Consider the following 13,546-nt stretch of genomic DNA (forward strand, 5'->3'; position numbering starts at 1 on the left):
TGTCTTGACCTTCAAGCTACTTGAAAGTTTACAATGTAAATAGGGCGTTTGAAATTGAAAAAAATTGAGAAATTAAGTGAAGAGGTTTCTTTTACTTGGAGGTTATAGCAATGGGTCAGGAATTGAAGTTACGTCCTTTAGAACGAGAAGATTTAAAGTTTGTACATGAAATTAATAATAATGCACATATTATGTCGTATTGGTTTGAAGAACCGTATGAGGCATTTGTGGAGCTACAGGATTTATACGATAAACATATACATGATCAAAGTGAACGCCGATTTATCGTTGAGAAAGATAATGAGATGGTTGGATTGGTCGAGTTAGTGGAAATCGATTATATTCATCGTAGAACAGAATTCCAAATTATTATTGATCCAAATTATCAAGGGTATGGTTATGCAGCAGAGGCGACGCGTTTAGCGATGGATTACGCTTTTTCTGTATTAAATATGCATAAAATATATTTAGTAGTCGATAAAGAGAATGAAAAAGCTGTACACGTTTATAAAAAGGTTGGATTTATGGTAGAAGGAGAACTGCTCGATGAGTTTTTCGTTGATGGCAACTACCATAATGCGATAAGAATGTGCATGTTCCAGAAGGAGTATTTTAGAACAAAATAATGGATTGAAAAGGCTATAGACAATGATTGTCTATAGTCTTTTTTTGTTGTGTTTAACAACAATTATTTATTGTTTAACAATAAATAATTGTTGACTTATAATATTGTGGAGCTTATTATGATGTTAACGAAAGAGATATAAATAAATTAATTATGAAATTAAAGGAGAATATATTATGAAAAATAAATTTTTATTAGCTATCGTACTGCTATCATTAGGCGTTACTTGTTTATTAATACAAGGGGCGACTAGTAAAGTAGCGGATAATGGGTTACTTGTAGAACCATTTTTTTTCTTAGTACCAATAAGTTATGTATTGTTCTTTAGTGGTATTGGTATATTACTATTTGGATTTATTACTTCAAAGTTAAAAAGGCAGTAATAGACAAAATAGAACTGTAATCTGTGGAGAGGTCTCATAGGTTATTAACTTATGACAAATGGAATTTATGGCGGGACATACTTCTTATGAAAGAAAGCGACTGATCAGAGTCGCTTTCTTTTTTTATATTCCACCTAGTTTCATTCCAAGGAATGCAAAGGCGATACCAATTATATAAGTTACGCTTACATATAAAAATAGTACACTGAAGTTTTTACGATTGAAGAGCTGGATAGATTCGAGCTTAAATGTTGAAAATGTCGTGAAGGCACCCATAAATCCAGTACCTAATAATAATTGGCAACTTGTAGTGACGCCGTTGCCAATTATATATCCGAGTAAAAACGCTCCTGTTATATTGATGAGAAATGTAGCAATTGGAAAGGAAGTTGTATTTCTTTTTTTAAACCAATTGCTAATTGCAAATCGTGTAATAGCACCGAAGAAACCTCCAGTCGCTACTAATAAAGCTTCCATCATAAGTGATCACCTTCCGTAAGATGTTTCTTAATTAAGAAATCACCTAGTGTATAGCCAAGAGCAGACATAATGAAGCCACCAAGTATACTGCACGATACATATAAGAAAGCCGTACTCCATTCGGAATAATTGATTAATTGCACAGTTTCTACACTGAATGTCGAAAACGTCGTAAAAGAACCGATGAATCCAGTCCCGATACCTGTAATCATCTCTGAAGGTAAGATATTTCTACGAGCGATATACGTAGTTAGCCACGCTAATAAGAAGCAGCCTGCTAAGTTAATAAGTAATGTAGCAAGTGGAAATGAATGATGCCATGAAGTATGAATAATAAGACCTAAATAATAACGAGAGAGGGCTCCTAATATACCGGCTATGCCAACAATAATATAAATCAATATCATCACCTCTTTAAGTAGTTTGCTCAAAAAAATAGACTCCTACCAGTAGTTATACTGGTAGGAGTCATTAGCTAAGCAGCGGTTATGGCGAACTCCATCGCCTATGATTATTACATATAGTGTACTAAAAAATGCATTGAATTTCCAGTGAAGAAGTGGAGCTATGCTGTATGTGTTTGATGGTTTAAGATAGGGAATTCCGTCTTATAAACTAAATATAGTGATATAAGGTTTTTGATATGATAAAATGTTTCGTATGTCTGTCATTTATTTTTAGTTGACTGAAAATAAAGAAAAGTAAATTTGATAGTTTTAGAAAAGGAGTCGTTTGTTTGAAGAAATTATTAAAAATAGTACTTACATGTATTTTGATAGGAGCTTGCATTTTAGGTGGTTTTTTAGCGTATATGACACTTACAAAAGAACAGCCGGCTGATGTTATAAGCTTGAAGGTGGAAAATAATAAGGAGCGCGTATTAGCGCCTGACAATGAGTTTAAGGTTACGACATTCAATATTGGCTATGCTGGATTAGATAAGGATCAAGACTTCTTTATGGATGGCGGAAAAGGTTCTGGTTCAAGTAGTAAAGAACAGACGGAAGTGAACTTAAAGAAGATGCTTTCTTTCTTACAAAATGAGAATGGTGATTTTGCGTTATTACAAGAAGTTGATATAAAATCAATGCGATCTTTTGATGTAAATGGGCATGAGTTTTTGAAAAAGGGACTACCTGATTATGCTTCGTCATTTGGAAAGAACTATGATACAAAATGGGTCCCTGTCCCAATTATAAGTCCAATGGGATATGCGGAGGCGGGATTGAGTACGTTTTCTAAATATAAAGTTCAAACAGCAGAGAGGTTCCAACTTCCTGGAATGGAGCCTTGGCCAAAGCGTTTGTTTGATTTAGATCGAGCGATTGTTGAGCATAAAATTCCTGTTAGTAATGGGAAGTTTGTTAGACTTGTAAATTTACATTTGTCTGCCTATGATGAAGGCGGGAAAATTAGAAAACAGCAAGTAGAGTATTTAAAACAATATATGAACAAGCATTATAAAAATGGTGATTACGTAATAATGGGCGGAGATTGGAATCAGTTACTTTCTGATGTTCAGTTAAGTGATCCGAAGTTTGTGAAAGAGCGTCCTGAGTGGTTAGTAGAGTTACCGAAGGACTTTACTGATGGTGGCTTTAAGTGGGCTGTAGATCCATCTGTTATGACGGTGAGAGATGATGTGAAAAAGTATGTAGAAGGTGAAAACTTCGTCACGATTATTGATGGCTTTATCGTTTCGCCGAACGTGGAAATTGTCAATGTACAAGGGAAAGATTTAAAGTTTGAAAATAGCGATCATAACCCAGTGAGTGCGGTATTTAAGCTGAAGTAATTAAGTGCAAAAGGTGGGACTTTATATATGGAGTGGTTAAAGAAAACTTGTTTTTCTAACCTTGAGAAAGAATCACAGAAAAATCATTTATTGCTGTTTATTACGATTTGTAGTTTCTTCCTTGGAATAATCGCGATTGGATATTACGGATATATTTTTACAGAGAGAGCGATAGCTTTTTGGGTTTGTGGTATTTCTGTTGTTGTATTTGGGACGCTGTTTACTTTTATAGAAAGAATGGAAGCGATGTATAAATATATCATGACATTTATGCTGCTTATGATGTCTTTCATTATGGTACAAGCTTTTAATGAAAGTCCGGCTGTATTTCAAATGGTCTATTTTACATTAGCAGTTTCACTCATTTATTTAAGTGAACGTCTCGTTATCATTCTTGGCGGAGTAGCGGTTGTAATCACATTTATTCTTTGTAGTTATTGGCCGGAGCAATTTTTTGCTTATACAGCAGCATCTGAAGCTGCAAACTTCGCAAGCTTGTTAGCAATTGTGACGATTGCGATGTGGGGTGTAACGAAGATTGGCTCTAATCTGCTAGCTCGTTTAAGTGATGAGAAGCAAGAAGTAATGAGGAAAGCTCAGGAGCTAGAAGAGACGCAAAGACTTATTGAGGAAACGGTTGTAAAGTTAGATAGTAATTTCAATCATTTAAGACAAAATATGAATACATCGATGGAGTCGATGAGTGAAATTAATTTCGCTTTTGAAGAAGTAGCAGTTGGCACTCAATCACAATCAGAGATGATGCATCGTTCAGTAGAAGTATTGAATGAGATGGAGGGAAATATTGAGCAAATCATTTCTCAAGTAAGAAATGCCTCGATTCGTGTTGATGAAAGTTTAGAAATTTCAAAGGGTAGTGTACATACTTTACGAAATTTTGAAGCGAATATGAGAAGTTTAAATGATGTTGTTTCACAATCAGGAATTATATTTAGAGATTTAATGATGCAGTCGAAGCAAATTAATGAAATTGTAGATGTAATAACGAATATTTCAAGTCAGACGAGTTTGTTAGCTTTAAATGCAAATATAGAAGCGGCAAGAGCAGGAGAGCATGGAAAAGGATTTGCTATTGTAGCGAATGAAGTATTAAAGCTTGCCGAAGAATCGAATCGTTCTGCGGGGAGAATTCAAAGTATTTTGAAGGAGTTCAGTAATCAAGCAAGTAAGGTAGAAGTGCAGGTAGAGAAATCAGAAAGAGTACAAGAAGAATGTAACGAAATGTTAACAAGCGTTTTAACAAACGTAACGGATTTAGGAAAGTTTATTGATGCAATTAATGATGTAATGAGAGAGATTGTTAGTCATCAAGAAAGTTTCCAAGTTAAAACGACGAATATCGTAAAGGATGTTACACATGCTTCTAACGTAATTCAGCAAACTTCTGCGGCTACGGAAGAAGTGTTAGCAAGCGTGGAAGAAGAAAAACATCGAAATGATATATCAGTGAAGAAGTTACATACTGTTAGTGAGCAAGTGAAGTTGCTAGAAAATATTTTAGAAAAGTAATATCGCTTCAAAGGGCACACGATGTGTGCTCTTTTTTCATTTAAACGAATACTTAATCGGAATTTAATTGCTTTTCTGCGCGTTTTCTGCCAAGCTTAAGGAGATAAAGTGAGACTAATACCTACTCATTATTAGTTGAACCTCGCGAATAGCGAGATAAAATACTTCAAAGAAAGAATTATATAGGTGACGCATATGATCGAAGTTAAGACTTCTGAACTTAGTGATGGGGAATTTAATAGAGGTGTATTTGCAACTCGTGATATTAAAAAGGGTGAGCTGATTCACTCAGCACCAGTTATCTCTTATCCGAATGAACAGCACGAACACATTGAGAAAACGTTACTTGCTGACTACGCATTTGAGTATGGGGTGAATCATACGGCATTCCTGTTAGGATATGGTATGTTATTTAATCATGCATATAATCCGAATGCAACGTATGAGATTGTCTTCGAGAATCATACGTTTAACTTCTTTGCTTACAAAGATATAAAAGCGGGAGAAGAGATTCTAATCAATTATAATGGTGAAGTTGATGACGATGAGCTATTATGGTTTGATAAGGAAAAAGAAGAGAACGAAAAGTAAATTAAAATAAGTGATGAAAGGGATGCTTTTACATAGGTAAAAGCATCCCTTTTTTAGTAATGAAAATAAAGTAAAGATTACAAAAAAATACCACTTTATTTTCGTGTGATATAGTAAGATACTGAAGGATAGTGTTTTGAAAAAGTAATATATTTTACAAATTGTTGTCTTTCTGATGACATGTCAAGTTTAGTAGCTCATTTGGGTTGCTTTATTATGCAATATATATTTTAATATGAGTGGCACCTCTTATAAATTAAGAGGTTTATAGGTGTCTCGAATTGATTTTGGGTACACTGTATCCACCACTTTAGGTTCATTTCATGTATGTGGGGATATTATGGGCCCGTATAACGGGATAAAAAGAATATAGAAATAGAGGAATCGTAAAATGAATATGCAAGAGGTTTATGAATATTTAAGTACGGTATTGCCTGAAGGTCATGTGAAACAAGATGAAATGTTAAAGAATCATACGCATATTAAAGTTGGCGGAAAAGCAGATGTGTTCGTTGCGCCGACAAATTATGATGAAATTCAAGAAGTTATTAAATATGCTAACAAATATAATATTCCAGTTACGTTTTTAGGAAATGGATCGAATGTCATTATTAAAGATGGTGGAATTCGCGGGATTACAGTAAGTTTAATTCACATTACAGGTGTGACTGTAACAGGAACGACAATTGTAGCACAGTGCGGTGCAGCAATTATTGATGTATCACGTATTGCATTAGATCATAATTTAACGGGTCTTGAGTTTGCTTGTGGTATCCCAGGTTCAGTTGGCGGGGCATTATATATGAATGCTGGTGCTTACGGCGGTGAAGTATCGTTTGTATTAACAGAAGCTGTCGTAATGACAGGTGACGGAGAGTTACGTACTTTGACGAAAGAAGCATTTGAATTTGGATATCGTAAGAGTGTATTTGCGAACAACCATTACATTATTCTTGAAGCGAGATTCGAACTTGAAGAAGGTGTACGTGAAGAAATTAAAGCAAAAATGGATGATTTAACGTTCAAACGTGAATCAAAACAGCCTCTAGAATATCCTTCATGTGGTAGCGTATTTAAGCGCCCACCAAATAACTTTGCTGGTAAATTAATTCAAGAATCAGGACTACAAGGTAAACGAATTGGCGGAGTGGAAGTTTCTCTAAAACACGCTGGATTCATGGTGAATGTGGATAACGGAACAGCACAAGATTATATTGATTTAATTCACTTCGTACAAAAGACAGTTGAAGAGAAATTTGGCGTGAAGTTAGAGCGAGAAGTAAGAATTATTGGAGAAGATAAAGAATAAAAATACGTATAAAACTGCGAATTATTTTAAAATAACATTTGGGTATTGTTGACAATTTGTTTTCAATTCAATATAATGGCTAATAATTTAACAAATAACATACGTTGAAAGAGCCCAGTAGCAGTTTGTCACTGTTAACGAGAGAGCTAGGGGTTGCTGGAACCTAGCACAAACAAACTTGCGAATTACACTCTGGAGTATCTTAGGTAATGCTAAGCGGATTGGCAATCGATATTATTGCTAAGAGTGGTATGAGTAGCTATGCTATTCATACAAACTGGGTGGTAACACGGTGAATCATCGTCCCTATGTCATAGACATAGGGACTTTTTGTTTTCAAAAAAATAGAGGGGATGACAAAAGATGAATATTATTGATGAATTAGAATGGCGCGGTGCTATTAATCAACAGACGGATGAAGAAGGTTTACGTAAGCTAGTAGAAGAGAAAAAGATTTCACTATACTGCGGAGTTGATCCGACTGGTGATAGTATGCATATTGGACATTTGATTCCGTTTATGATGATGAAGAGATTCCAGTTAGCTGGCCATCATCCAGTTATTTTAATCGGCGGGGCAACAGGAACAATTGGTGATCCGAGCGGACGTCAATCAGAACGTCAACTTCAAACGTTAGAAGTCGTTCAGCATAACGTTGATGCGTTAACAGCGCAAATGAAAAAGCTATTTGATTTTGGCGGAAATAGTGAAGTGAAGATGGTAAATAACTACGACTGGACACATGAAATAAACATTATCGAATTTTTACGTGATTACGGAAAAAACTTTAGCATTAATAGCATGTTAGCGAAGGATATTGTCGCAAGTCGTTTAGATACGGGAATTTCTTTCACTGAATTCACGTACCAAATCTTGCAGGCGATGGATTTCCATCATTTATACACGAAAGAAGATGTTCAACTGCAAATTGGTGGTAGTGACCAATGGGGAAATATTACGAGCGGTTTAGATTTAATTCGTAAGTTAGAAGGTCATGAGGCGAAAGTATTTGGACTAACAATTCCGTTATTATTAAAATCAGATGGTACGAAGTTTGGTAAATCAGCAGGTGGTGCGGTCTGGCTTGATCCTGAAAAAACAACACCGTTTGAATTTTACCAGTTCTGGGTGAATACAGATGACCGTGATGTTGTTAAATACTTGAAATACTTTACATTCTTAACGAAAGAGCGTATTGATGAATTAGCAGCGAAGGTAGAAACAGAGCCTCATAAACGTGAAGCACAAAAAGTATTAGCGGAAGAAATGACGAAGTTCGTTCACGGAGAAGAAGCATTCCTGCAAGCTGTGAAAATTACAGCAGCATTATTTAGCGGAGATATTAAATCGCTAACAGCTGATGAAATTGAACAAGGTTTTAAAGAGATGCCAACATTCCAGTCTTCAAAAGAGACGAAAAACATCGTAGAGTGGCTAGTTGATTTAGGAATTGAGCCATCTAGACGACAAGCACGTGAAGATATTAATAACGGAGCTATTTCTATGAATGGTGAAAAAGTAACGGATGTGGGTACAGATGTTACTGTAGAGAATTCATTTGATGGACGATTTATTATTATTCGTAAAGGGAAGAAGAACTACAGCCTAATTAAATTAGGATAATGAATAAGGACGAAAAATTATATCGGTGATTTTTCGAATATATCGATCGTAACTCGAATTATATCAGCGAGTTTTAAAATATATCGGCCGCAAATCAAAATATATCAGCGATTTTCTCGATATATCGATTTACCGACAAAAAGTGACAATAGAAGCTGTTCCAAACTGGGACAGTTTTCATTATAAAGAGTCAGTATATTTTGATAATTAAAGAGGGTTCTATTACCCTTCTGCCGAATACATAAGTTAGAGAAAATTACGGATAAAAATAGCCCGAACCATGCTGGGCATGATTCGGGCTTATATTCAGATTAGTAAGCTAAGCTGAATAGACCTTTAATGTGTGATAAGTAACGAACGTTACTTGCTTCTTTCATTAATGATGCTGGTAAGCCTTTAAGTGGAGTATTGCTTGCTCCGATTGTAGCAACAGCATCTTTACGTCCTAGACTAGCAAGTGTTCCAGAGTTTACAGGTGCGAACTCTTCGAATGCTTTGCCTTCTAGTGCTGCGTATAAGTTGTATCCAATTAACTCACCCATTTGCCAAGCGATTTGTGCAGTTGGTGGGTATGGACGTCCGTCTGGAGCGAAGACAACAGCGCTGTCTCCAGCAACGAATACGTCTTTGTGAGAAGTAGATTGTAGGTATGCATCAACTGTTGCACGACCACGGTTAACTTCAAGACCTGATTCACCGATTAGTGGGTTACCTTGAACGCCACCTGTCCAAACGAATGTGTTAGCAACAAGTTTTTGACCGTCTTTTAAGTCAATTTCATTGCCAGCAACGTTTGTTACAGGAAGACCTGTTAAGAATGTAACACCGCGTGCTTCTAGGCTAGTAGTTGCACGTTCGATTAAGTGGTCTGGTAATACTGGAAGGATTTTTGGACCTGCTTCAACAAGAAGAAGTTTAACTTCTTTTGGATTTACGCCGTGGCTTTTTGCAAGTTTAGGCATAATGTCAGCAAGCTCACCAACTAGCTCAACGCCAGTTAATCCGCCACCACCGATTACGATTGTAGCATCAGCTTCGTTTTTCGTTTTCGCGTATTCACGAATACGGTCTTCAACGTGTTTGTAGATTTTGTTTGCATCAGCAGCAGATTTTAATACCATGCTGTTTTCTTCTAGTCCTGGAATACCGAAGTAAGCAGTTTTACTTCCTAAAGCAACTACAAGTGCATCGTAAGATAAAGTAGTGCCACCAGCTAGTTTAATTTCTTTGCTATCAACTGAGAATGACTCAACTGTTGCAATTTTAAGATCGATATCTTTACCTTTGAAAAGCTTTGTAAGTGGCATTGCAATTGCTTGCTCAGCAACGTTACCAGCTGCAAGGCGGTGTAGTTCAGTGATGATTTGGTGTGTTGGGTATTGGTTAATCACTGTAACTTGTGCTTCTGATTTGCTGTAATATTTACGTACGTTTAAAGCGGCAAGAAGACCGCCATAACCAGCGCCTAAGATGACAATTTGTTTTGACATAGTATGATATCCCCCGTCTTTACTAATTGTTGTTATAAGTTAATTTATTTATTGTTACGTTCTGCACTAATTTGAAGATATGCGTTCACAAAGCGGAACATTTTTTGTGCTTGTGGGTCTTTTAATAATTTTAATAGACCGAACAGGCCGATAACTTCGTTGCTTTCGTCAGCACGATCTTTCGCTTCGATTGCAGTAGCAGCCATGCTTTTCACTGTATCTTTTACAGGTTCTACAAGCTCTGTGATTGCACCAACAGTGTCGCTTTTTAATACTTCATCAGTAGCAACAGTTTGAGCGAAGTCATAAGACTTAGTTAAAATGTTAACAAGCTCAGTTAATTTTGGAAGCTGTTCTACTAGTGTTGTTAATGATTCTTGTACCTCAGGTTTTAACAACTGATCAAGTACATCAAGTTGTCCTTGGCTAGCAGAAATTTGTACAGTTTCTTGTTCTGGCTTTGTTTGAGTCATAGTTTCTGGCATCTCCAATTCTCCTTTACGATAGCAATACTCTTATTTTTTATAAGTAAGATAGTAAACGGTTACGAAACTTTATACAAAGTTTCACAAAACACAATAAAATGCCTTTAAATTTATGACAGCAAGTAAGCTGCAAACATAAATCTAAAACCATAACGTCTTACCTATTATTTATGAACTGTCCGATACATGGCTTGTCCGTATAATGGAAAGCTCCGTTACCGGAAAGTGTATATAATATATATCCTATATTATATACTATATACACCTATGTTAACATAAAAATGATTCCTAATTATTTGATATTGAGCGTATAACGTAGTACTGACAAGGTATGAAAGCGTATAAAATATTTTGTTCCAGTTAGAAATGTACATATATATATAGAAAAAAAGGAAAAAACGAACAAATTCATGTTCGTTTTTTCCTTTTTCCTATTATTCACCTTCCGCAATTAGCATCGATGTGTTACCTTCCTTTTCAAGATGGCATTCGCCCCAAGAACAAAGAGAATCAAGAATGGATTCTAAAGACCAACCGTAATCAGTAAGAGAATATTCTACTTTTGGTGGAACTTGATTGTATACCTTTCTTTGAATAACGCCGTCGTCTTCTAATTCTCGTAATTGCTGCGTTAACATTTTTTGTGTAATACCAGGCATGGAACGTTTTAGTTCACTCGTTCTTTTTGTACCTTTCGTTAAGTGACAAAGGATAACAACCTTCCATTTTCCTCCGATAACTTCTAAAGTCGCCTCTACAGGAATATTATATTTCTTCATATGAAACCCTCCTTGTGTGAGTGTTAAATAATACAAATGTTACTTTTTAGTACCTATAGCACTTTAAAGTACGTACTTTTTATCATGTTAAATATGTTTCATAATAGCACATGTAAGAGGCAAATGAGTAGTACGGTACTGAAAAGTGACTATGTTACTTTTTGGTGCCTATAGTACTTTAAAGTGCGTTCTTTCAAAAAGGAATGAAACCATTCATAATAGCATTTGTAGAGATTAAATATATTTTTTAGAAGATAAAAGGGCCTTTTTATCGCACTATTATGATTGGATTTCTTGTAATAAGGAGGAATTCAATTGAGTTCATATACAGTACCATCTTCAGAAGTTCAGACGAACCGAAGAAGTATGTTTGCTTTATTAGCACTAGCAATTAGTGCGTTTGGGATTGGTACAACCGAGTTTATTAGTGTCGGTTTATTACCATCTATTTCAAAAGATTTAAATGTTTCGGTTACAACAGCTGGTTTAACTGTTTCCCTATATGCGTTAGGGGCGGCAGTAGGAGCTCCTGTCTTAACAGCGTTAACGGCTAGTATGTCGAGAAAGACATTGTTAATGTGGATTATGGTTATTTTCATTATTGGTAACGGTATTGCAGCATTAGCAACAAGCTTCACTATATTAATTATTGCAAGGATTGTAGCTGCATTTGCACATGGTGTGTTTATGTCGATAGGATCTACAATTGCAGCCGCAATCGTACCAGAGAATAAACGTGCTAGCGCCATTGCGATTATGTTTACTGGATTAACAGTTGCAACGATTACAGGTGTGCCAATTGGAACGTTTATCGGTCAACAATTTGGCTGGAGAGCGTCATTTATGGCGATTGTCGTAATTGGAATTATTGCTTTTATCGCAAACAGCATACTAGTCCCATCTAATTTAAAAAATGGTGTACCTGTATCGTTTCGTGATCAATTTAAACTAATTAAAAATGGAAGACTATTACTTGTTTTCATTATTACTGCACTTGGATACGGCGGTACATTTGTAACATTTACGTATTTATCACCGCTATTACAAGAAGTAACAGGGTTTGAAGCAAGTACCGTTACTATCATTTTATTAGTGTATGGAATCGCCATTGCGATAGGAAATATGGTCGGCGGAAAATTATCGAATCATAATCCGATCCGAGCGCTATTTTACATGTTTCTTATTCAAGCGATTATATTATTTGTTTTAACATTTACAGCGCCATTTAAAGTAGCTGGATTAATCACAATTATTTTCATGGGACTATTCGCATTTATGAATGTTCCGGGGCTACAAGTATATGTAGTTATATTGGCAGAGCGCTTTGTTCCGAGTGCGGTTGATGTTGCTTCAGCAATTAATATTGCCGCATTTAACGGAGGAATCGCTTTAGGTTCTTATATAGGTGGCCTTGTAACGAATTCGTTAGGATTAATCCATACTGCTTGGGTAGGTGGCCTTATGGTAGTAGCCGCTGTTATTTTAACAGCGTGGAGCATGACATTAGAAAAAAGAGATCAAGTAAAATAAAAGGAGAGAAAATAAAATGAAAAACTTACAAAGTAAAGCAGTATTAAATAACGGTGTAGAAATGCCTTGGTTTGGTTTAGGTGTATTTAAAGTAGAAGAAGGACCAGAACTTGTAGAAGCTGTAAAAGCAGCGATTAAAGCAGGATACCGCAGCATCGATACCGCTGCAATTTACGGAAATGAAAAAGCTGTAGGTGAAGGAATTCGTGCAGGTATCGAAGCAACTGGTATTTCAAGAGAAGAGTTATTCATCACTTCAAAAGTGTGGAACGCAGATCAAGGATATGAAGAAACAATTGCTGCATATGAAGAGAGCTTAAAAAAATTAGAACTAGATTATTTAGATCTATTTCTTGTTCACTGGCCTGTAGAAGGAAAATATAAAGATACATGGAGAGCGTTAGAAACACTTTATAAAGAAGAGCGCGTACGTGCAATTGGTGTAAGTAACTTCCAAGTACATCACTTACAAGATGTAATGAAAGATGCAGAAATCAAGCCAATGATTAACCAAGTAGAATACCACCCTCGTTTAACACAAAAAGAAGTACAAGCTTTCTGTAAAGAACAAGGTATTCAAATGGAAGCATGGTCACCATTAATGCAAGGTCAATTATTAGATAACGAAACATTACAAGAGATTGCTGAGAAACACGGTAAAACAACAGCGCAAGTTATTTTACGTTGGGATCTTCAAAATGGAGTAATCACAATTCCAAAATCAACGAAAGAACACCGCATTATTGCAAACGCTGATGTATTTAACTTTGAATTAACGAAAGAAGATATGGAAAAAATCGATGCGTTAAATCAAAATCACCGCGTTGGTCCAGATCCTGATAACTTCGATTTCTAAGATTAAGATAAGAAAAAAGAGTGCGTAAAAGTACTCTTTTTTTGTGCATAAAAACAGTTTCTAAATAAAT

14 protein-coding genes, 1 riboswitch and 1 other annotated feature are annotated in these 13,546 nt (G+C 35.8%); of the genes, 9 read left to right on the plus strand and 5 right to left on the minus strand.

Annotated features, from left to right (window positions below):
- The first annotated feature begins 110 nt into the window (after positions 1-110).
- Positions 111-626 (plus strand): spermidine N1-acetyltransferase, encoded by a 516-nt coding sequence (gene speG / locus VF726_RS24275; RefSeq protein WP_440172776.1) that lies wholly within the window; start codon positions 111-113, stop codon positions 624-626.
- A 175-nt stretch (positions 627-801) separates the two neighbouring features.
- Positions 802-1,008 (plus strand): DUF3955 domain-containing protein, encoded by a 207-nt coding sequence (locus VF726_RS24280; protein ID WP_440172777.1) that lies wholly within the window; start codon positions 802-804, stop codon positions 1,006-1,008.
- A 123-nt stretch (positions 1,009-1,131) separates the two neighbouring features.
- Here VF726_RS24280 and crcB (VF726_RS24285) read toward each other — a convergent pair whose 3' ends face one another.
- Together crcB (VF726_RS24285) and crcB (VF726_RS24290) are read right to left on the minus strand one after the other, a co-directional pair.
- Positions 1,132-1,488, minus strand: coding sequence for a fluoride efflux transporter CrcB (gene crcB / locus VF726_RS24285; protein ID WP_440172778.1), 357 nt, complete (start codon positions 1,486-1,488; stop codon positions 1,132-1,134).
- A complete protein-coding gene (gene crcB, locus VF726_RS24290; RefSeq protein ID WP_440172794.1) occupies positions 1,485-1,889 on the minus strand; it encodes a fluoride efflux transporter CrcB in 405 nt (134 codons plus the stop codon). Before crcB (VF726_RS24290) ends, crcB (VF726_RS24285) begins: the two co-directional genes overlap by 4 nt.
- Before the next feature lie 54 nt (positions 1,890-1,943).
- A riboswitch (Fluoride riboswitch) is annotated at positions 1,944-2,003 on the minus strand.
- Positions 2,004-2,224: 221 nt separating this feature from the next.
- Here crcB (VF726_RS24290) and VF726_RS24295 point away from each other — a divergent pair.
- From VF726_RS24295 to tyrS, 5 genes are all read left to right on the plus strand, one after another.
- Positions 2,225-3,283: an endonuclease/exonuclease/phosphatase family protein gene (locus VF726_RS24295; protein WP_440172779.1), complete on the plus strand. Its 1,059-nt coding sequence runs from the start codon at positions 2,225-2,227 to the stop codon at positions 3,281-3,283.
- Positions 3,284-3,310: 27 nt separating this feature from the next.
- A complete protein-coding gene (locus VF726_RS24300) occupies positions 3,311-4,813 on the plus strand; it encodes a DUF4077 domain-containing protein (protein WP_440172780.1) in 1,503 nt (500 codons plus the stop codon).
- Positions 4,814-5,008: 195 nt separating this feature from the next.
- A complete protein-coding gene (locus VF726_RS24305; protein WP_000573651.1) occupies positions 5,009-5,404 on the plus strand; it encodes an SET domain-containing protein in 396 nt (131 codons plus the stop codon).
- Between the two features lie 391 nt (positions 5,405-5,795).
- A complete protein-coding gene (gene murB / locus VF726_RS24310) occupies positions 5,796-6,713 on the plus strand; it encodes a UDP-N-acetylmuramate dehydrogenase (protein WP_087959342.1) in 918 nt (305 codons plus the stop codon).
- Positions 6,714-6,808: 95 nt separating this feature from the next.
- Positions 6,809-7,024 (plus strand) — a binding site (T-box leader).
- A gap of 52 nt (positions 7,025-7,076) precedes the next feature.
- Complete coding sequence (gene tyrS, locus VF726_RS24315; RefSeq protein ID WP_440172781.1) at positions 7,077-8,336, plus strand: tyrosine--tRNA ligase; 1,260 nt, start codon at positions 7,077-7,079, stop codon at positions 8,334-8,336.
- A gap of 311 nt (positions 8,337-8,647) precedes the next feature.
- Here the strand turns inward: tyrS and VF726_RS24320 are convergent, their stop codons facing one another.
- The 3 genes from VF726_RS24320 to VF726_RS24330 form a co-directional block, all read right to left on the minus strand.
- Positions 8,648-9,826, minus strand: a complete 1,179-nt coding sequence (locus VF726_RS24320) for an NAD(P)/FAD-dependent oxidoreductase (protein WP_000043194.1) — start codon at positions 9,824-9,826, stop codon at positions 8,648-8,650.
- Between the two features lie 44 nt (positions 9,827-9,870).
- Complete coding sequence (locus VF726_RS24325; protein WP_001115309.1) at positions 9,871-10,311, minus strand: DUF1641 domain-containing protein; 441 nt, start codon at positions 10,309-10,311, stop codon at positions 9,871-9,873.
- A gap of 434 nt (positions 10,312-10,745) precedes the next feature.
- Entirely contained in the window at positions 10,746-11,090 is a 345-nt protein-coding gene (locus VF726_RS24330) for a winged helix-turn-helix transcriptional regulator (RefSeq protein ID WP_000760481.1), read from the minus strand.
- A 366-nt stretch (positions 11,091-11,456) separates the two neighbouring features.
- Between VF726_RS24330 and VF726_RS24335 the strand changes: the two genes are divergently transcribed.
- Positions 11,457-12,620: an MFS transporter gene (locus VF726_RS24335; protein ID WP_162901168.1), complete on the plus strand. Its 1,164-nt coding sequence runs from the start codon at positions 11,457-11,459 to the stop codon at positions 12,618-12,620.
- A gap of 16 nt (positions 12,621-12,636) precedes the next feature.
- Positions 12,637-13,476 carry an aldo/keto reductase gene (locus VF726_RS24340; protein ID WP_440172782.1) on the plus strand — a complete coding sequence of 280 codons (840 nt, stop codon included), beginning with the start codon at positions 12,637-12,639 and terminating at the stop codon, positions 13,474-13,476.
- Positions 13,477-13,546: the final 70 nt, after the last annotated feature.

It is taken from the genome of Bacillus sp. Brlt_9, from assembly GCF_051948935.1.
In the GTDB taxonomy this organism is placed as follows: Bacteria; Bacillota; Bacilli; order Bacillales; family Bacillaceae_G; genus Bacillus_A.